The sequence below is a fragment of the Pseudoalteromonas sp. NEC-BIFX-2020_002 genome (assembly GCF_013002825.1).
GTDB lineage: Bacteria > Pseudomonadota > Gammaproteobacteria > Enterobacterales > Alteromonadaceae > Pseudoalteromonas > Pseudoalteromonas neustonica.
Genome location: NZ_JABEPJ010000003.1, coordinates 163,543 through 181,272, shown reverse-complemented (window position 1 = coordinate 181,272; position 17,730 = coordinate 163,543). Strand labels below are relative to the sequence as shown.

The 17,730-nt window shown below is 41.6% G+C and carries 15 protein-coding genes; 10 read left to right on the top strand and 5 right to left on the bottom strand.

Annotated features, from left to right (window positions below):
* Positions 1-40 precede the first annotated feature (40 nt).
* Together mnmC and HJP15_RS05150 are read left to right on the top strand one after the other, a co-directional pair.
* The gene (mnmC, locus tag HJP15_RS05155) at positions 41-2,065 is read left to right on the top strand and encodes a bifunctional tRNA (5-methylaminomethyl-2-thiouridine)(34)-methyltransferase MnmC2/FAD-dependent 5-carboxymethylaminomethyl-2-thiouridine(34) oxidoreductase MnmC1 (protein WP_170173185.1); all 2,025 of its coding nucleotides are present in this window, start codon (positions 41-43) and stop codon (positions 2,063-2,065) included.
* A 71-nt stretch (positions 2,066-2,136) separates the two neighbouring features.
* Positions 2,137-2,475 (top strand): hypothetical protein, encoded by a 339-nt coding sequence (locus HJP15_RS05150; protein ID WP_054203200.1) that lies wholly within the window; start codon positions 2,137-2,139, stop codon positions 2,473-2,475.
* Between the two features lie 13 nt (positions 2,476-2,488).
* Here the strand turns inward: HJP15_RS05150 and HJP15_RS05145 are convergent, their stop codons facing one another.
* The 3 genes from HJP15_RS05145 to fadI form a co-directional block, all read right to left on the bottom strand.
* Complete coding sequence (locus tag HJP15_RS05145; protein ID WP_170173184.1) at positions 2,489-4,261, bottom strand: putative bifunctional diguanylate cyclase/phosphodiesterase; 1,773 nt, start codon at positions 4,259-4,261, stop codon at positions 2,489-2,491.
* 208 nt (positions 4,262-4,469) lie between these two features.
* A complete protein-coding gene (gene fadJ / locus HJP15_RS05140) occupies positions 4,470-6,767 on the bottom strand; it encodes a fatty acid oxidation complex subunit alpha FadJ (RefSeq protein WP_170173183.1) in 2,298 nt (765 codons plus the stop codon).
* Entirely contained in the window at positions 6,767-8,077 is a 1,311-nt protein-coding gene (gene fadI, locus HJP15_RS05135; RefSeq protein WP_054203203.1) for an acetyl-CoA C-acyltransferase FadI, read from the bottom strand. The genes fadJ and fadI overlap by 1 nt, the downstream gene beginning before the upstream one ends.
* A 285-nt stretch (positions 8,078-8,362) precedes the next feature.
* Here fadI and HJP15_RS05130 point away from each other — a divergent pair, with 285 nt between their 5' ends.
* From HJP15_RS05130 to HJP15_RS05095, 8 genes are all read left to right on the top strand, one after another.
* On the top strand, positions 8,363-9,319 hold the full coding sequence (locus HJP15_RS05130) for an AAA family ATPase (RefSeq protein WP_054203204.1): 957 nt from the start codon (positions 8,363-8,365) through the stop codon (positions 9,317-9,319).
* Positions 9,320-9,322: 3 nt separating this feature from the next.
* Positions 9,323-10,267 carry a DUF58 domain-containing protein gene (locus tag HJP15_RS05125; protein WP_169326980.1) on the top strand — a complete coding sequence of 315 codons (945 nt, stop codon included), beginning with the start codon at positions 9,323-9,325 and terminating at the stop codon, positions 10,265-10,267.
* A 1-nt stretch (position 10,268) separates the two neighbouring features.
* Entirely contained in the window at positions 10,269-10,706 is a 438-nt protein-coding gene (locus HJP15_RS05120; protein WP_170173182.1) for a DUF4381 domain-containing protein, read from the top strand.
* A complete protein-coding gene (locus HJP15_RS05115; RefSeq protein WP_054203207.1) occupies positions 10,699-11,685 on the top strand; it encodes a vWA domain-containing protein in 987 nt (328 codons plus the stop codon). The genes HJP15_RS05120 and HJP15_RS05115 overlap by 8 nt, the downstream gene beginning before the upstream one ends.
* Positions 11,685-13,592: a vWA domain-containing protein gene (locus tag HJP15_RS05110; RefSeq protein WP_170173181.1), complete on the top strand. Its 1,908-nt coding sequence runs from the start codon at positions 11,685-11,687 to the stop codon at positions 13,590-13,592. Before HJP15_RS05115 ends, HJP15_RS05110 begins: the two co-directional genes overlap by 1 nt.
* Complete coding sequence (locus HJP15_RS05105; RefSeq protein ID WP_170173180.1) at positions 13,586-15,229, top strand: BatD family protein; 1,644 nt, start codon at positions 13,586-13,588, stop codon at positions 15,227-15,229. The genes HJP15_RS05110 and HJP15_RS05105 overlap by 7 nt, the downstream gene beginning before the upstream one ends.
* A gap of 64 nt (positions 15,230-15,293) precedes the next feature.
* On the top strand, positions 15,294-15,851 hold the full coding sequence (locus tag HJP15_RS05100; protein WP_054454983.1) for a sigma-70 family RNA polymerase sigma factor: 558 nt from the start codon (positions 15,294-15,296) through the stop codon (positions 15,849-15,851).
* Positions 15,851-16,651, top strand: a complete 801-nt coding sequence (locus HJP15_RS05095; protein WP_169326984.1) for a DUF3379 family protein — start codon at positions 15,851-15,853, stop codon at positions 16,649-16,651. The genes HJP15_RS05100 and HJP15_RS05095 overlap by 1 nt, the downstream gene beginning before the upstream one ends.
* 179 nt (positions 16,652-16,830) lie before the next feature.
* Here HJP15_RS05095 and HJP15_RS22285 read toward each other — a convergent pair whose 3' ends face one another.
* Both HJP15_RS22285 and HJP15_RS22280 read right to left on the bottom strand, forming a co-directional pair.
* Complete coding sequence (locus tag HJP15_RS22285; protein ID WP_212760627.1) at positions 16,831-17,217, bottom strand: winged helix-turn-helix transcriptional regulator; 387 nt, start codon at positions 17,215-17,217, stop codon at positions 16,831-16,833.
* Between the two features lie 41 nt (positions 17,218-17,258).
* Positions 17,259-17,729, bottom strand: a complete 471-nt coding sequence (locus HJP15_RS22280) for a Fic family protein (protein WP_212760626.1) — start codon at positions 17,727-17,729, stop codon at positions 17,259-17,261.
* Between the last annotated feature and the right edge of the window lies 1 nt (position 17,730).

The following is a 17,730-nucleotide window of genomic DNA, read 5'->3' as shown; positions in this document are numbered from 1 at the left end:
ACGTAAAATAATGAAAAAAAGTACTCATTAATTGCATACCATGATCAAAAACGCTGAAATTCACTTTAATCACTTAGGTACACCTATTGCAGACAACTTTAATGATGTCTATTTTTCAAACGATGATGGCCAAGCAGAGTCTGATTATGTTTTCTATCAGCAAAATAATATGCCTCATCGATTACAAAATCATGACCGACCTCATTTTGTTATTGGTGAAACAGGTTTTGGCACTGGGCTTAACTTTTTAAATACATGGCTGCAATTTAAAAATTATCTAACCAGTAGGCAACATCATAATCTAGAAGTTCACAACTCAGTACAACAAAATGTTCAGCGCTTACATTTTATTTCTTTTGAAAAGTACCCTATTAAAGCTGACGATCTAAAAAAAGCGCTGCAAGTATGGCCGACTTTAGCGTTACAGAGTAAACAGTTACTCGCAAAATACCCTATAAATTTAGCCGGCTGTCACCGTCTTGAATTTGAAAATGGTCAAGTTGTACTCGATTTATACTTTGGCGATGTTCTAGATTCACTTGCTGGCATAAGTTACCCGCAAACAGGTATTATAGATGCCTGGTATCTAGATGGTTTTGCACCAAGTAAAAACCCCGAGATGTGGCAACCAGCCTTATTTAATGCAATGGCAGATATTTCTCGCACTAATGCCACATTAGCAACATTTACAGTTGCCGGCGTTGTACGCAGAGGCCTTTCAGACGCTGGGTTTTCAGTACAAAAGGCGAAAGGGCATGGCAGTAAAAATGAAATGCTGATTGGCCATTTGCCTCATGCCAATAAAGCACACTCTGCTCCAGCTTACTTTACTCACCAGCAAAGCTCGCTTAAAAATGTAGCTGTTATTGGCGGAGGCATTGCCAGCAGTGCTGTTTTATATAGCTTGGCTAAACGCGGTTGTAACAGCCAACTATTTTGCCAAGATCCGCAACTTGCAATGGGCGCCTCTCATAACGTACAAGGTGCGATTTACCCGCATTTACAAGCAAAGAACTCCCCACACAGTGAGCTTTTTGCGCACAGTTTTTTATACGCTAAACGACTCTACCAACAGCTCATAGACAATGGCTTTAATTATGACCATCAATGGTGTGGCGTATTACAACATGCGATAAAACAGCCATTAGCTGAGCGTCATCAAAATATTGAAAATAAGCAGCTATGGCCAAATGAATTAATGCACAATGTAACCCCAGCTCAAGGCGATGAAATTGCAGGTGTCAGCACTGGCTACTCTGGTGTGTACTTTGAATTAGGAGGCTGGGTTAATCCCCCCCAGTTAGTCAATGCCCTTTACCAACAAGCTCATGCACTAACTCCGATCCAAAGCCATTTTAATTGTGATATCGACAAGCTTGAAAAAACACCACAAGGTTGGCTATTACAGAGCCAAGGGCAACAATTTGGCCCATTTAGTGACGTTATTATTTGTGCCGGTGAGCACAGTGACCGATTTGAACAAACTAAGTCACTGCCTATTGTTGGTGTGCGAGGTCAAGTCTCGCACGTACAAGCAAGTGCAGCCTCAACAAAACTCAAAACTGTACTCTGTCATAAGGGTTATTTTACCCCTGCGTATTTAGACCACCATTGTATGGGCGCAACCTTTGAAAAAAACACCAAAAGCCGTGCCGTTACAGAGCAAGACAACACCACCAATCGCGAGCAGTTACTTAACTTTTATGGGCAAACAGAGTTTGCTAGTAGCTTAGGTGCTATCACGGCCGCCAAAGCCGCTGTACGCTGTAGTTTTATTGATCACCTTCCAATGGCTGGGGAATGGGCACAGCAAAGTGATTATATACATGCGTTTGCCAACTTACGCTCAGGAAAGCGCTATCAATACAAGCCATTACAAAAGCCGCTACAAGGCTTACATATACTTACAGGCTTTGGTGCTAGAGGTTTATGCAGCGCGCCACTGTGTGCGGAGCAATTAGTGGCTGTACTTAACGATGAACCACACCCTTTAAGTGAACGAGTAAGTCAGGCAATTCACCCTGCCCGTTTTATTGTAAGAGACTTAATTCGTAATAAAATTTAAGTTAGGTGACAACAAGCTAAAATTTAGACACAATCAGATAAAAGACTGGGATAAATTTTTTAAGGGATCTAATGACTAAAATTATAACGCCATTATTATTAGCTATAAGTTTGAGTTCGTTTACGTGTGCAGCAAACCTAGAAAGCGTACCGTTACCTGCTGACTTTAAACTCTCATTAACAGTTGCTGATGACTACCCGTTAGTACAAACAGGCTATGTGGCACAATCAGTGAGTGAAGTAAGTGCATTTTATCAAAAAACACTTGGTAACCCTGATCTTATAAAAGGCGATAGCTTGCGCCGTACTTTATTTTATACATTAGAGAGTAAAAAAATACGAATTAGCTTATACACCCAAACCACTCAAAATTACGTTACAGAGGTTGCCATTATGGTAAGCAAACCATAGCGCCTTACAAAGGTCAACACGCCCTGAGTAACGCTGTAAAATCTTCAGCACTGAGAGGCTTTGAAAAAAAGTACCCCTGATACAATTGACACCCCTCTTGTTTCAGTAATGCTAATTGCTCTGGTGTTTCAACGCCTTCTGCGATAGTGCCCATTCCTAAGTTTTGCGCAAGTTGAATAATAGTTCGCACCACCATGTGGTCTCGTCGATTGGTCGTACAATCATCGATAAAGCGCTTATCTATTTTTAAAATATCCAGAGGTAACAAGCTCAGCTGACATAGTGAAGAATAAGCAGTACCAAAATCATCAAGCGACAGGGTTAAACCAGCATTTTTCAACGCAGTCAGTACACGAATGTTGTCATTCGCATTTGCCATCAAAGCAGTTTCTGTTTGCTCTATTTCTAAGCAGCTTGTAGTGCAATTATTACGTGCTAATGCGCTTGTTAGCTTATCTAAAAACAGTGGGTCTTGTAGTTGTATCGCTGACACGTTAATTGCAACACTTTCAATGTTAAACTGTTTTTTCCAATGAGCTATTTGCTGGCAGGCTGTTTCGGTGATCCACTCACCAATCGGGTTTATTAAACCAGTTTGTTCTGCTATTGGAATAAATTCAACAGGGCTAATAAACCCCAATTGAGGGTGGAACCAACGAATTAAGGCTTCAGCCGATTTGATTTCACCGGTCGTGATACACACTTTAGGCTGATAATGAAGAGCGAGTTCACCACGCTCCGTCGCAAACTTTAAATCGTTCTCTAATCGGTAGCGTCGTAGCGTTTGCTTTGTAAGCTGGCTTTGATAAAACGAAAAATCATTCTTGCCCACAGCTTTTGCATGGTACATGGCCATGTCAGCATTGCTACATAAAATTTCTATTTCAGTCGCATCTTCAGGAAAGATTGCGATACCGATACTTGCCGTTAACTGGTAGTTTTTTGCTTTTAATAAGTAGCTCGGTTTACTCAATGTGTGAATCGCATTGGCTAATGCACGAGCAACCTGTTTGGAGTTATCACTTGGTGTTGTGATAAAAGCGAACTCATCGCCACCTATACGAAATAATAGCGAATCTTCATCTATCAATTGACTAAAACGATCTGTCACCATTTTTAATGCACTATCACCAGTCAGGTGACCTAGCTGATCATTTACTTTTTTAAAGCCGTCTAAATCGATTATTAGTAATGAAAAGTTTAGCGTTGAATCTTCTCGGCATTGCTCTTTAAAAAACAGCAATACCTCAAAAAACTTTTTTCGATTACCCAACCCCGTTAAGTAGTCCGTATAGCTCTCAGTACGAAACAACTCCATTTGCGAGTGAGTTTTACGCTGAAAATAGGTCATGATTGTCGCAAATGAGGTGATAACTATCATCTCGACCCCATCTTCAATAATGTCTAAAAATTCAGCCGCATTAATAGAGGAGACATACGCACTTAATAGTAAAACAGCAATAGGGATAGGAAGCATGGAACCCGGGAAAACCATTAAATATAATAATGGGATCAATAAGTACACTTCTTCTATTACTTCTATATCAAGATGGAATAATAAGCCCACCATAAAAATAAATAAAAAGGATATTGCAGCTAAACCTTGTTTATAGCGCACATTAGAAAGAGCAAAAGCTAAGCCAAGAGTTACTAAAAATACCACGTAAGAAAGCTGTGCAATTAAGGGCTGATCAAACCGTAAAATAACAAAAGCGACTGTTGCTAAAGTAAGCGAAAAGCCAACTGCTAATAATTTTTTTGATTTAAGAAAGCCCATTTTAAACATTTAATATTCCACGATTAATTACTTTGTAATTATATGTGAAAAATAGAACTTTTTATTATTTTTTATTCTCCTGTCTGTGTTCCCTAAAATAGTTCGCTATATCCTTAATAGTACAAACTTTTTTAGTGGTTTTTTGAGCTGTCATTTTAAAAAGGCATAAAAAAACGCACTAGTACTAAAGTGCGTTTTTATAAATAAAAATTAAAGATTAAGACTTTTTATCGGTACCTTCACACGCTGAGTTTACGACATTAGTATCAGTTTCACTATTTTCAGCGTCCTCTCTTTCAGCGTTAGTAACAGCCGCTTCTGAGCTCTCAATGTCAGTAGTTTCATCTTTGCTAATTGCGTCATCAACTACGGTCGTTTCAACAATATTTTGCTGTGTTTGAGCTGGTACTACTTGATAAAAACGCCCACCAGCATCAGCCATTGCAACCAAGGGTGCACACGGCGCAAATACCGGATTAAAATTAGCAAACGTCGCCATTTCTGAGCTTACTTTATCCGCACCAAGCTTATCCATATAACTAAATGGACCACCTAAAAATGGTGGGAAGCCAATGCCAAATATAGCACCAATATCACCATCGCGAGGACTGGCGATAATGCCTTCATCTAAACAGCGCGCTGCTTCGTTAAGCATTTGTGCAACGCAACGCTGAGCTATCTCACTCTTGTTTAAACGTGGTGAAGGGCTCACGCCAAGTAATTCGTAAACTGATTCGTCCACTTTTTTGCTCTTTTTATCGTATAGATAAAAACCACGACCCGTTTTACGGCCTAAGCGTTTCGCATCAATTAAACGCGAAAATGCATCTGGCGCTTTAAAACGATCGCCCAGTTCTTTTTCAAGAATTGGGGCAATTTTAGAGCCTATATCAATCCCTACTTCATCAAGTAAAGCGAGCGGCCCAACAGGGAAACCAAACTCAACAAGCGCAGCATCAATTTTTTCAATTGGCTCGCCTGCAAGTAATAAATTTGCAGCTTCATTCACATAAGGGGCAAGAATACGGTTTACATAAAAACCCGCTTTATCTTTTACCACAATCGGCGTTTTACCTTGCTTACGGGCAAAGTTAACAATCCGCGCGATGGTCTCTTGCGACGTACCTTCATGTGGAATGATTTCAACCAATGGCATTTTCTCAACCGGTGAGAAGTAATGTAAGCCAATCACATTCTCTGGACGGGCCGCTTCTGCCGCTATTTGTGAGATAGGCAATGATGACGTGTTACTAGCAAAAATAGTGTTTGCTTGGCATTCACGTTCAACATCAGCAACCATGCCCTGTTTAAGGCTTAAGTCTTCAAATACCGCTTCAATTACTAAATCTATGTGCTTAAAACCACTGTAATTAGTTGTGCCAGTAATGCGATTCATTGTTTGTTGCAGTTCAGCTGTAGATAAAATGCGACGCTTTTGCTTTTTATCTAAAATTTTATAGCTGTAATTCATGGCATTACTAATGCCCTGCTCTGCTACATCTTTAATGCGCACTAATACACCCGCTTTTACAGCACTAACATGGGCAATACCTGCGCCCATTAAACCGCCACCTAACACTGCTGTTTTGGTGATCGCCGGTGCGTCATCGTTACGCCATTCTTTTTTCATTTCGGTGGTAGCAAAAAAGATCCCACGTAATGCTTTAGACTCGCTACTCATCACTAACGTAGCAAACCCTTCTGCCTCTGTTTTATAAGCTTTTAGCTCATCAAGCTCTACACTGGCGCGTATTGCTTTAATGATAGCCAGTGGCGCAGGGTAATGACCACCGGTTTTCTTCAGTACGTTTTCTTGTGCTTTTTTAAAAATGATATTGCGACCAAATGGATTTGACTCAAGCAATTGGCTAACACGATCAAGCTTGGGCTTACTCGCTTTTGCCTTGCCTTTTAACGCAAACTCTTTGGCCACTTTTAGCAATACAGTTTGGGGGACACAATCATTCACTAAGCCTGACTTTTTAGCTTGTTTAGCGCGTATTTGTTTACCTGTTAGTGTCCACTCTAGGGCTTTTTGCAAACCAACTAATTTCGGTAAGCGCTGAGTACCACCACCACCAGGTAATAGACCAAGCTGCACTTCAGGTAAGCCTAGCTTGGTAATATCGCTGTCAGTACACACGCGGTAATCACACGCTAAAGCAAACTCCAAACCACCACCAAGCGCTGCACCATGAATAGCACTGACGGTTGGAAACGGCAGTTTTTTCATATCAAAAAAGGCACGGTGACATAGCTCGCTGATCGCTAATGCATCTTCGCGACGCTCTACGCTATCCAGCATTTTCACATCGGCGCCGGCGATAAAGTTATCGCTTTTACCACTGATAAATACCATGCCTTTAACTGACTGCTGTTTCGCGTCATCAAGCAACGTTTTTAAATCATCGGCAAAGGTATCGCGCAGGGTGTTCATTTTTTCACCCGGCACATCAATAGTAACTACGGCAATACCGTTATCATCAACATCTAAACTAAATACAGACTGTGTCATTACGCACTCTCCAATACAAAAGCTGCACCTAACCCACCTGCGGCGCATGCAGTTGTTAGTGCTAAGCCACCGCCTCGGCGGTTAAGTTCGTGTAAACTTTGGGTGATAAGTCGTGCGCCAGTTGCTGCAAATGGATGCCCATATGCAAGCGAGCCGCCCATAACATTAAACTTATCCATGTTAATCTCACCAATCGCTTTACTGCGACCGAGTTTTTCTTGTGCAAATTTATCAGAGGCGAACATTTTCATATTTGCTAGCGTTTGCGCTGCAAATGCTTCATGCATTTCAATTAAATCAAGATCTGCAAGCGTAATACCTGCTCTTGCTAATGCGATAGGCGTAGAATGTGCAGGCCCCATTAACATGTCTTCATTTACGCCAATAGCAGAGAACGCAAAACTACGCACATACCCTAAAATGTTATAGCCTAATGCTTTAGCTTTGCTTTCGCTCATCATCAGTACCGCAGCCGCACCATCTGTTAGTGGTGTTGAGTTTGCAGCGGTTACAGAGCCATGTTGACGGTCAAATGCAGGCTTTAATTTAGCATACCCTTCAACCGTTGAGTTATGACGAATATTATTATCTTGCTCGATAAAACTTTTATACGGCGGTAAATGCGCAGTCATAACCTCATCGGCAAGCTTGCCATCTGCCCATGATTGGCTAGCAAGTGTGTGTGAGCGATGCGCAAGCGCATCTTGATCTTCACGGCTAATATTATGAGTTTTTGCCATTTGCTCAGCAGTCTGACCCATAGATAAACCCGTCGAGTATTCTGCAACAGCAGGTGGTACAGGAAGTAAATCTTTTAAACGCAATTTTGAGAATATTTTTAAGCGTTGTCCAAGTGTGCGCGCTTTATTTAAATCAACAAGGCTGCCAGCTAGTTTTTTGCTTACGCCAATTGGCAATACCGATGACGAATCAGCGCCGCCCGCAATACCCACTTGTACAGAGCCTGCCATAATCGACTCAGCTACATTAGCAATTGCCTGAAAACTAGTTGCACAGGCGCGTGATACTGAGTAAGCATCAACGGATACTGGCATACCAGTACCTAATACGATTTCGCGGGCAATATTTGGCGCTTCTGGCATTTGCACTACTTGGCCAAATACTAATTGATCAATTTCAGATTTATCAAAGTTAAGGCGTTCAAGCATTTCGTTAACCACTAACTTGCCCATATCAAGGGCTGGTACATGGTGAAATGCAGTTGCTTGTTTAGCAAATGGTGTACGTAGACCACTGACGATGGCAATACGATCGCCCTTTGCTGTTTTTAGTATGTTTTGCTCAGACATTAATGCTCTCCCGCTGACAGGTCTGACCTGTTTATTTTCCTCGATTCTAAACAACCCGTGTACTAAAGCCAATAGAGAAATTGAAAATAGTATAATTAGTTACCAACAATAGGCTTTTTTTAGCGTATTTACAAAAAATACCTGTATTTCTATGCTAGGGTAAAAACCGTTAAAAAATAACGAACTATTTTGTAAAATAGGGTCTAACACTTGTGTTATAGAACAATAATCCCAATAACCAATAAAGCTTTTTATAAACCTTGCTAACCAGGACAGTCTTTTATTATGGCCGCTAACGTATTTTCACAATTAAAAACTTATTTAGACAGCCAAATTATTGGCCAGCCAGAATTAACTCAAGCGCTACTTATCGCTATTTTAGCCGATGGTCACTTATTAGTAGAAGGCCCTCCAGGGCTTGCTAAAACCCGAGCAGTAAATGCACTTGCCAAAGGCGTTGAAGGTTCATTCCAACGCGTGCAGTTCACTCCTGATTTATTACCTGCGGATGTCACTGGCACAGATATTTACCGCCAACAGACCAGTGAGTTCGTGTTTGAGAAAGGCCCATTATTCCATAACCTAATTTTAGCCGATGAAATTAACCGTGCCCCAGCTAAAGTCCAATCAGCCTTATTAGAAGCGATGGCAGAACGCCAAGTTACGGTAGGCAAAAATACTTACCCGCTATCTGATTTATTTATGGTGATGGCGACGCAGAATCCGCTTGAGCAAGAAGGCACCTACCCGCTACCTGAAGCACAACTTGATCGCTTTTTATTGCACCTAAGTATTGGTTACCCTGGCGCAGAGCATGAGCTTGACATTTTACGTCTGACTCGCGGCGAAGCACTGAGCGAACATCAAGCCCCTGCACAACAAATTAGTCAAAACGACTTATTTGCTTCACGCAAAGCGATTTTAGGCTTGCATCTAGCTGAGCCACTTGAACAGTATTTAGTACAGCTAATTATTGCCACGCGTGAAGGCGCTAAATTAGATGCTCAACTAGGCAGTTGGATTGAGTATGGCGCAAGCCCACGTGCCACGATTGCCCTTGATAAATGTGCCCGCGCACATGCTTGGTTACAAGGCCGTGACTTTGTTGCACCTGATGACATTCAAGCGGTACTGCATAATGTGCTGCGCCACCGCATTATCTTAAGTTACGAAGCACAAGCTGATGGTGTGACTAAAGATCAGGTTATTAGCCGTATCCTAGAACTTGTTGCCGTGCCATAAACTATGCAAAGCCAATTAGATAATCAACAATGGCTTAGCTTAAGTCATAGTCATGGGGTCGACTTAGGGCTTAAAGAGCTGATGTATTACAAAGCTAAAGCCCGCTTGCTTGAGCTTGCTCCAAAAGCTAAAATTAAAAACAGCCTAACTGGCCAATATCTTGCGCCTCATAAAGGCCGTGGTATGGAGTTTGCCGAAGTACGCCATTATCAACAAGGCGATGATATTCGCTCAATTGATTGGCGTGTTACCGCACGTACTGGTGAAACCCACACTAAACTTTTTCAAGAAGAAAAAGAACGCCCAGTGTTTGTGTTTACCGACTTTTCTAATTCGATGCTGTTTGGCTCCAAGCTGTTACTTAAGTCTGTGCAAGCAGCGCATATTAGCGCATTAGTTGCATGGTCTGCATGTCAACGTGGTGATCGTATCGGCGGTATTGTATTTAATCAACATGGTCATTTAGAACTAAAACCCACCGCCCGTGAGAAAGCAGTATTAAAACTGTGTCACAATTTATGCGATAACCACCAGCAAGCACTGACACGCATTGACGAGCCCACCGAAAATAAACTCAGCGATAACCTCAAGCGCTTAAACCATTTAGCCAAGCCAGGTAGTTTAGTGTATTTGGTGTCTGATTTTAGCACCCTTGATGATGCCAGCTTTAAGCAATTAGAAATACTGAGTCGTCACTGTGAGCTAATTGGCTGCCATATTAGCGACCCATTTGAGCACCAGCTCCCTGCGTTTAAACAAACGGTAACAGTCAGTGCCAATGGCAGTGATTTTGCCCTGCCGCTTATGGACAAAGGCTTTCGTGATAAGTTTGCTAAAACTGCTGAGCAAGCATTTGCTTCACGTTTAGAGCGTTTAACTAAATCGGGTCTTAATTTAATATCATTCAATGCAGCTACCCCCCTTGAGCTACAATTAGTGAGAAAGTAACATGCAAACCTCTCCATTAGATGGCCTACATGATGTAATTGTACCAACCCACGTTTCTTGGTGGCCATTAGCACCTATTTGGTGGGTTATAATAGCTATACTGCTACTGACTATTAGTTTTATTAGTTACAAGTTGTATCAGACTTACCAATTTAAAAAAGCCAAACGTCAGGCTATTTTACTAAGTAACCAATGCGATAATGATGCCCAGCAATTACATATTTTAATTAAACGTCTGGCATTACATTACTATCAACAACGCGTGGCATCGCAAGGCACGCAGCAATGGTGTAACACACTAAATAAGCTGACCGGTCAACAATTCACTGAACTTGAACTCATGAGCCTATATCAACCGCAAACCAATCAAGCGGCGCTAGCGAATAAATTAAAACTCGCCATTGTGCAATTTAAAGTAAAGGAGCCGTTAAATGTTTGAATTTAGCTGGCCTTGGTTATTTTTATTATTGCCACTGCCTTGGTTGTTACGCTTGTTTAAACCCGTACACAGCGAAGGTAACACCCGATTACGTATTCCCAGTTTTGCCAAACACAATTTGGCCACGCAAGTTGCCCAGCAGCAAACTCGCGGTATTAGCTTATTTGAATGGTTAATTTGGGCTTTATTAGTTACCGCACTGGCAAACCCCACTTGGCTCGATGACCCAATTACATTACCTAATGAAGGTCGCGATATTATGCTTGCTGTGGATTTATCTGGATCGATGACCGAGCAAGATATGGCATATCAAGGCCAATATGTTGATCGTCTAACCATGGTAAAAGCAGTATTGAGTGACTTTATAGAGCAACGCCAAGGTGACCGATTAGGGCTGATTTTATTTGGCGACACGGCTTTTTTACAAACCCCACTCACCCGGGACGTAAAAACCGTGAGTCAAATGCTCTCAGAGGCACAAATTGGCTTAGTTGGCCGCGCAACTGCGATTGGCGATGCATTGGGTTTATCTGTAAAGCGCTTTGCTAACAAAGATGAAAGTAACCGCATAGTAGTACTTTTAACCGATGGCCAAAATACCGCCGGTAATTTAGATCCAGAAGAAGCCTTATTACTTGCACGCGAAGAAGGCATTAAAGTGTATACCATAGGTGTGGGCTCTGATAATCCGCGCGGTTTTAGCTTATTCAATATGGGTGGCATGAGCGGTGGAAGTTTAGATGAAACCTTACTTAAACGCATTGCTGAACAAACTGGCGGACTCTACTTTCGCGCAAAAGACGTGGCCGGCTTGCAACAAATTTATCAAGAGCTTGATAAACTCGAGCCTATCAGCGCCGATGAGCAAACTTTTCGCCCGCAAAGTGCATTATTTTATTACCCGTTATTAATTGCATTGGCCTTGATTGGCCTGCGCGTTATGTTCATTACGGCAAAAACACTAAGACAGGAGGCCTAATGGACTTTGAATTTATCCGCCCAGCCGTTTTGTGGCTATTAATCCCTGTGTGCTTAGTGTTTATGATTGCAATGATCAAAAACAAAAAAACGAGCCAAAGTGAACTAATCGCACCGCACCTTGCAAAGTTTGTGATCAACACCAATAGCAAAGAACAGTCACAACCTATGTGGCTAATTGCCCTTTTTACTATTTTAGCCGTTGTTTTTAGCGCTGGCCCTAGCTTTGAAGAAAAGCAAGTACCGGTATTTCAAAGTAAAAACGCCCGTGTAATTGTAATGGATATGTCGCTGTCAATGTACAGTACCGACATTGCCCCAAGTCGCATAGTGCAAGCCCGTTTTAAAGCGCTTGATATGATTGAACTGTTTAAAGAAGGCGACACCGCACTTGTTGCTTACGCTGGCACTGCTTATACTATTTCTCCTTTAACCAATGATGCTGCAACACTTGAGAATCTGATCCCAAGTTTAAGCCCTGATATTATGCCCGACAAAGGTTCAAACGTACTTGCCGGACTCGATGTAGCCAAAGAGCTATTAACACAAGCAGGCTACCTTGAAGGCGACATTATTTTAATTACAGATGGCGTGGAGCAAAGTGAGCAACAAGACATTAGTCAATTTACTGCAGCAAATAACTATCGGTTGAATATTTATGGTGTGGGTACAGAGCAAGGCGCGCCCATTAAGCTCCCTGAAGGTGGTTTTTTAAAAGACAGCTACGGCCAAATTGTGATCCCAACCATCAACACAAGCATGCTTAATAGCTTAGCCAAAAACAGTGGTGGCAAGTTTGCAACTTACCAACCTAGTGCTGGTGACATTCAAATTTTTGCACCCAGTGCCAACAGCGAAATGTTAAAAAATGAAAAGCAAAGCCAAGCATTATGGCGTATTGATGCCGGTATTTATGGCCTGTTTATTTTACTGCCAATGATGATGTGGATTTTTCGCCGTGGTGCATTTGCCGCTGCATTTTTAGTCATCTGCTTTTTACCACAACAAAATGCATATGCTGTAGAGGTGCCGCGTGTATTTAAAAATCAAGATCAACGCGCATTAGATGCTTACCAGAAAGGTGAATATGATCAAGCAGCTACAGCAAAATCAAGTCAATTAAAAGGCGCGGCGCTTTACCAGCAAGGCAATTTTGATGCTGCTTTGACACAGTTCAGTCAAGATAAAACCGCAACGGGTTTATATAACTACGGCAACGCCCTTGCCAAAGCTGGAAAGTTAGAAGAAGCAACACAAGCTTATAAAAAAGCCCTTGAAATAGACCCCGACTTTACCCAAGCAAAAGATAACAAAGCACTTGTTGAGCAATTAAAGGATCAGCAGCAACAGCAAGAAGATCAGGACTCAGATCAAGAGCAACAAAGCCAAGATGGCGAGCAAGGCCAAGATCAGCCAAACAAAGAAAATAAAGATAAATCACAACAAGGGGACAAACCATCTGAAGATCAACAACCTCAACAAGGTGATGAATCCAAGCAAAGTGATGAACAGCAAGCTGATGACAAGCAAAAAGATGGTAAACCTTCTGAGCAAAATGATCCAAAAATGGAAGCTCAACCAAATGACACCGATAAAAGTAGCGAAGAGCAGCAGCAAAGTGCGCAGAACGAATCAAAGGATGACGCCGCTAAAGATGATGACAAGCAAGCACAACCGCAAATGACCTCTGAGCAACAGCAACAAGCAGAAGAAGCTGCAAAGCAACAAGCTATGCAAGCGCAAACTGCAGAGCTCACTAATGAAGAAAAAGAAAAAGCACAGCAATTAAATCAACTGTTGCGCAAAGTCCCCGATGACCCTGCTATTTTATTACGCAATAAAATGCAATTAGAAGCCCAAAAACGAAACCGTCAACGCCGCCCACAAGGAGTCGAAAAATCATGGTAATGCGATTAATCTGTTGTTTGTTGCTTATCAGCGCTATGCCCCTGTGGGCTGTTACTCAATTACAAGCCAGTGTTGATAAAAACCCGGTACTCGCGGGTGAATTTTTTACCCTCAGTATCAGTGCTGACGACACCATAAAAAACGAACAACCAGACACCTCTGCGTTGTTAAAGGATTTTGTCGTTGGGCCAACCAGTGTTAGTACTCGTACTAATATCGTCAATGGCAGTATTTCAAAGCAAACGACGTGGTCAGTTAAGCTAATGACCCGAAGTGCGGGTGAATATACAATACCTGCATTTAGTATTGCTGGCGTAAACTCTATTCCCATCACTTTAAAAGTGGCGCAGCGCAGCAAGGATACTGAGCAAAGTAGTGATGCATTTATTAAAGCGTCGCTTTCTAGTGAAAGTTTATTCGTGCAAGAAGCTGGCCTATACACGATTAAGCTCTACCTTGCTAAAGAACTGCTAGATGGCAATTTAACGGCACCAAGCATGCCTGATGCACAATTGAGTCAAATCGGTAAGCAAACGGAAAACTATGAACTTATAGATGGTAAACGTTACTTAGTTATCACCCGAGAGTATTTAGTCCAGCCACAAAAAAGTGGCAGTTATACTATTGAAGCGCCTGCGTTTCAAGGCCGCGTTCGCCAGAATTACCGTCAACTAGAAATCTCCGCACTAGGTGAAAGCGTCAATGTAGAGATAAAGCCAATACAGAGTGATTACCAAGGTTCATGGTTACCAAGTGAGTTAGTCAATTTAGATGAGCAGTGGCAACCAACTGACGATACTGTTGAAGTTGGTACACCGATTACACGGACTTTAACTTTAACAGCCCTTGGTATTACTAAAGAGCAATTACCTGATATTGAATTACCTGAAATACAAGGCATTCGCAGCTACCCTGATGAAAAAGAGAATAACCACCTAGTTCGTGATGGTCGAGTAATATCACAACAAACAGCCTCATACGCACTATTACCACAAACACCAGGCACATACACATTACCTGAGGTAAGCGTGCCTTGGTATAACACCAAAATAAATCGAATTAGCTATGCTACGCTACCTGCCCGTACAATCACTGTGATACCTAGCAGCACCACAACGCTAAACCCACCCTTGCCTGCACAATCAGATCAAGGCGTATCGGCAGATTCACGTACACCAATATCTACCTCATCAGTGTATATAAACTCATATCCGTTATGGCTCGTGATTATCAGTGTAATTGGTTACTTATTATGGCTTATAACACTTATTTTATGGTGGCGTAGTAAATCTCATCGTGAGCTGATAAATGCCCCCGCTAAAAAAGTAACAAATAAATCGTCACTATTTTTGGATGAATTAAAACGCCACAGTAAAAATAACAATGTAAGCGCTTTTTATCAGGCTCTAAATCGTTACGCGGTACAAACAACAAAACAATCTCATAGTGCGATAGACAAGCTAGAACTGCACGCTGATAATGCTTTGCTTAGCCAGCACATTGCTAAATTGCGGGCTGCGCTCTATAGTCCTAACAATACAGATGTTGATATGGTTGCTATTGTAAACCTATTACAAGAGCAACATAAAATACAAAAAACGTCACAAGAATCGGTGTTAAAAGGACTTTATAAATAGAGTTTGAGTAATGAGGTGTTATTCTCGACTTAAACAAAGAATTACTTAAAATAAAAAAGTGCTTATGCTTGGAAATAAAAATTCTAATGATCAGGTCTTAGTAAATATGGCAGAGAAACAAAAACGCTATGAGAAACTTGTTCATGTTTATCATAGTGAACTATATCGCTTTGCTTATTGGTTATGTCGTGACCCTAATATTGCCGAAGATCTTGTTCAAGAAACGTTTTTACGTGCTTGGCGCGCTCTTGACTCACTATTAGATCAAAAAGCAGCTAAACCATGGCTATTGACGATTTTACGCCGGGAAAATGCCCGCCGTTTTGAACGCAAACAATTTGATTATAGTGATGTTGAAAATGACACCTTAGTTGACGAAAAAAGCGTCACTTTGGATGACGAAATGGAACAAACAGTGATCCAACGTCAAATTGCTAAATTATCCGATGAATACCGCGAACCATTACTGCTGCAAGTTGTAATGGGTTGCTCAGGCGAAGAGATAGCAGAAATATTAGATTTAAATAAGAACACGGTTATGACACGTTTATACCGTGCGAGAAACCAGTTAAAAGAGGCATTAAGCCGTGATGATGAACAACTTAAAGGGGCATCAAAATAATGGATGATCTCGAGTTTCGTCGCCGAGTTTTTGCACAACCAAGTAGCACCGATGAGGAGCTATTGGAATTTGCAGAGCAACACCCTGAGCGACAAGAGCTAATCAATGAAATGCAAGCTTTTGATTTAGAGCTTTCAGGCGCACTTGATATACCTGTACCAAAAGGGCTCTCAGAGCGTATTCTAGCGAATACCGCTGCGCATACTCAAGATGAGTCTACTGCTACACAGCACACAAAATCTGAGCAAGCTAACGCAGTAACGCAAACACAGCAACCTACTAATAATGTTGTTGATGCCAGTTCGCGCTTTAAACGTAATCGTTTACCGTTAGCAATGGCCGCCTCATTATTAGTAGCGGTCAGTGCATTTTTCTTTAGTAGTGAACAAAGTGTAGCCTATGGTGCTGGCGAACATGCACTTGCTCACGTTTACTATGAAATTAATGCATTAGAAAAAACTGCCGAAATCAGCTTACAAACGGTCAACGAAAAATTTGCCGTATTAGGTGGTCATTTAGATGAGTTACCCGGCAAAGTCACCTACTTGATGTTTTGCGACTTCAAAGGTCAAAAAGGGTTACATTTAATATTTGAGTCTGATCACGGACCTATGACTGTATTTATTGTGCCATCGAAGCAACAATCATTTGGTCTTGGTCAAGATGACTTCCAAGATGACCGTTTTGAAGGCCATATTAATCGTGGCCCGGATGCTGATACTATTTTAGTCGCCAGCCTCGGTGCACCACTACAAAACTACAATGATCGTATTAACCATGCAATTCGCTGGTTAAACTAATAACTAAGTGCATAGGCGTTTTATCTACGCCAATGCACTTCCCCACGGTCATAATCCTATTATTCCAATGAATGGGAGAAGCTTAACGCTCTATGAAAAAATTCATCCTGAGAACGAACTGAATACCAATAAAGCACATCAAGCGTTTTTAGGTTTACAGCAGTTATTTTAACTCGCTGCTACTGCTTTACTTGCCAATAGCCTGTTTTCTTTGCGCCTATGCGTGTTATTAATCTCGCACCTTTTAAAAATTTTATGCGCCTTTCAATGGTACTTTGCGACTTACCACATTTCTCAGCAAGCTGTGCATTGGCCATATAGCGGCCTTGTTCGATAAACGCCAAAATGACTTTATCAACGTCAGATAGTTTTAAACCCTCACTTAAGCCCGCATTTAAACCCTCAGCTTCTGACGTTTTAGCCTCAGTTATTGCATCAAAAATCATTTGTAACATGAACTCAATAAATGGAGCGCTATCGGTTTGCTGGGTGCTTTGGCGAATAGCGAGGTAGTAGTCGTCTTGATGTTGATGCACCATACTTTCAACAGGAATATTAATAAACACGTCATGCCATTTAGACAGTATCAACGTTTGCCATAAACGCCCTACTCGGCCGTTGCCATCTGAAAACGGTGAATAAATTCAAACTCATAATGAAATACACAACTGGCAACAAGTGGATGAACATCACTACTTTCTAGCCATTCTAATAGTTCAGCCATTAATTTTGGTACACGTTCAGCTTGCGGTGCCATGTGTACAACTTGCTCACCCGACATTACACCTTCTTGACGGTACATGCCTGCATCGTTAACTAAGCCTGTCATCATCAATAAATGCGCACTTAAAAGATTTGAAGGGTTTGTTGGCTGCCACTGAGTTAGCGCGTTATAACTATTAATCGCGTTATGCGCTTCTTGCACCTCTTTAGGTGGGGCTATAATACGTTTGCCATCCAAAATAGCGGTTATCTGCTGCTGCGTTAAGGTGCTTCCCTCAATCGCAAGTGAGCCTTGCACGGTTCGCATGCGGTTAACCTTACGTAAGCGCAGTAACTTGGCTTGCTCTTGTTGCACT

Excerpts from the sequence above, each read along its gene's own strand:
- HJP15_RS05150 (WP_054203200.1), top strand. The coding sequence starts at position 2,137 with ATGACTAAAATTATAACGCCATTATTATTAGCTATAAGTTTGAGTTCG.
- HJP15_RS05130 (WP_054203204.1), top strand. The coding sequence starts at position 8,363 with ATGGCCGCTAACGTATTTTCACAATTAAAAACTTATTTAGACAGCCAA.
- mnmC (WP_170173185.1), top strand. The coding sequence starts at position 41 with ATGATCAAAAACGCTGAAATTCACTTTAATCACTTAGGTACACCTATT.
- HJP15_RS05105 (WP_170173180.1), top strand. The coding sequence starts at position 13,586 with ATGGTAATGCGATTAATCTGTTGTTTGTTGCTTATCAGCGCTATGCCC.
- fadJ (WP_170173183.1), bottom strand. The coding sequence starts at position 6,767 with ATGACACAGTCTGTATTTAGTTTAGATGTTGATGATAACGGTATTGCC.
- HJP15_RS05125 (WP_169326980.1), top strand. The coding sequence starts at position 9,323 with ATGCAAAGCCAATTAGATAATCAACAATGGCTTAGCTTAAGTCATAGT.
- HJP15_RS05110 (WP_170173181.1), top strand. The coding sequence starts at position 11,685 with ATGGACTTTGAATTTATCCGCCCAGCCGTTTTGTGGCTATTAATCCCT.
- HJP15_RS05120 (WP_170173182.1), top strand. The coding sequence starts at position 10,269 with ATGCAAACCTCTCCATTAGATGGCCTACATGATGTAATTGTACCAACC.
- HJP15_RS05115 (WP_054203207.1), top strand. The coding sequence starts at position 10,699 with ATGTTTGAATTTAGCTGGCCTTGGTTATTTTTATTATTGCCACTGCCT.
- HJP15_RS05095 (WP_169326984.1), top strand. The coding sequence starts at position 15,851 with ATGGATGATCTCGAGTTTCGTCGCCGAGTTTTTGCACAACCAAGTAGC.
- fadI (WP_054203203.1), bottom strand. The coding sequence starts at position 8,077 with ATGTCTGAGCAAAACATACTAAAAACAGCAAAGGGCGATCGTATTGCC.
- HJP15_RS05145 (WP_170173184.1), bottom strand. The coding sequence starts at position 4,261 with ATGTTTAAAATGGGCTTTCTTAAATCAAAAAAATTATTAGCAGTTGGC.
- HJP15_RS05100 (WP_054454983.1), top strand. The coding sequence starts at position 15,294 with ATGCTTGGAAATAAAAATTCTAATGATCAGGTCTTAGTAAATATGGCA.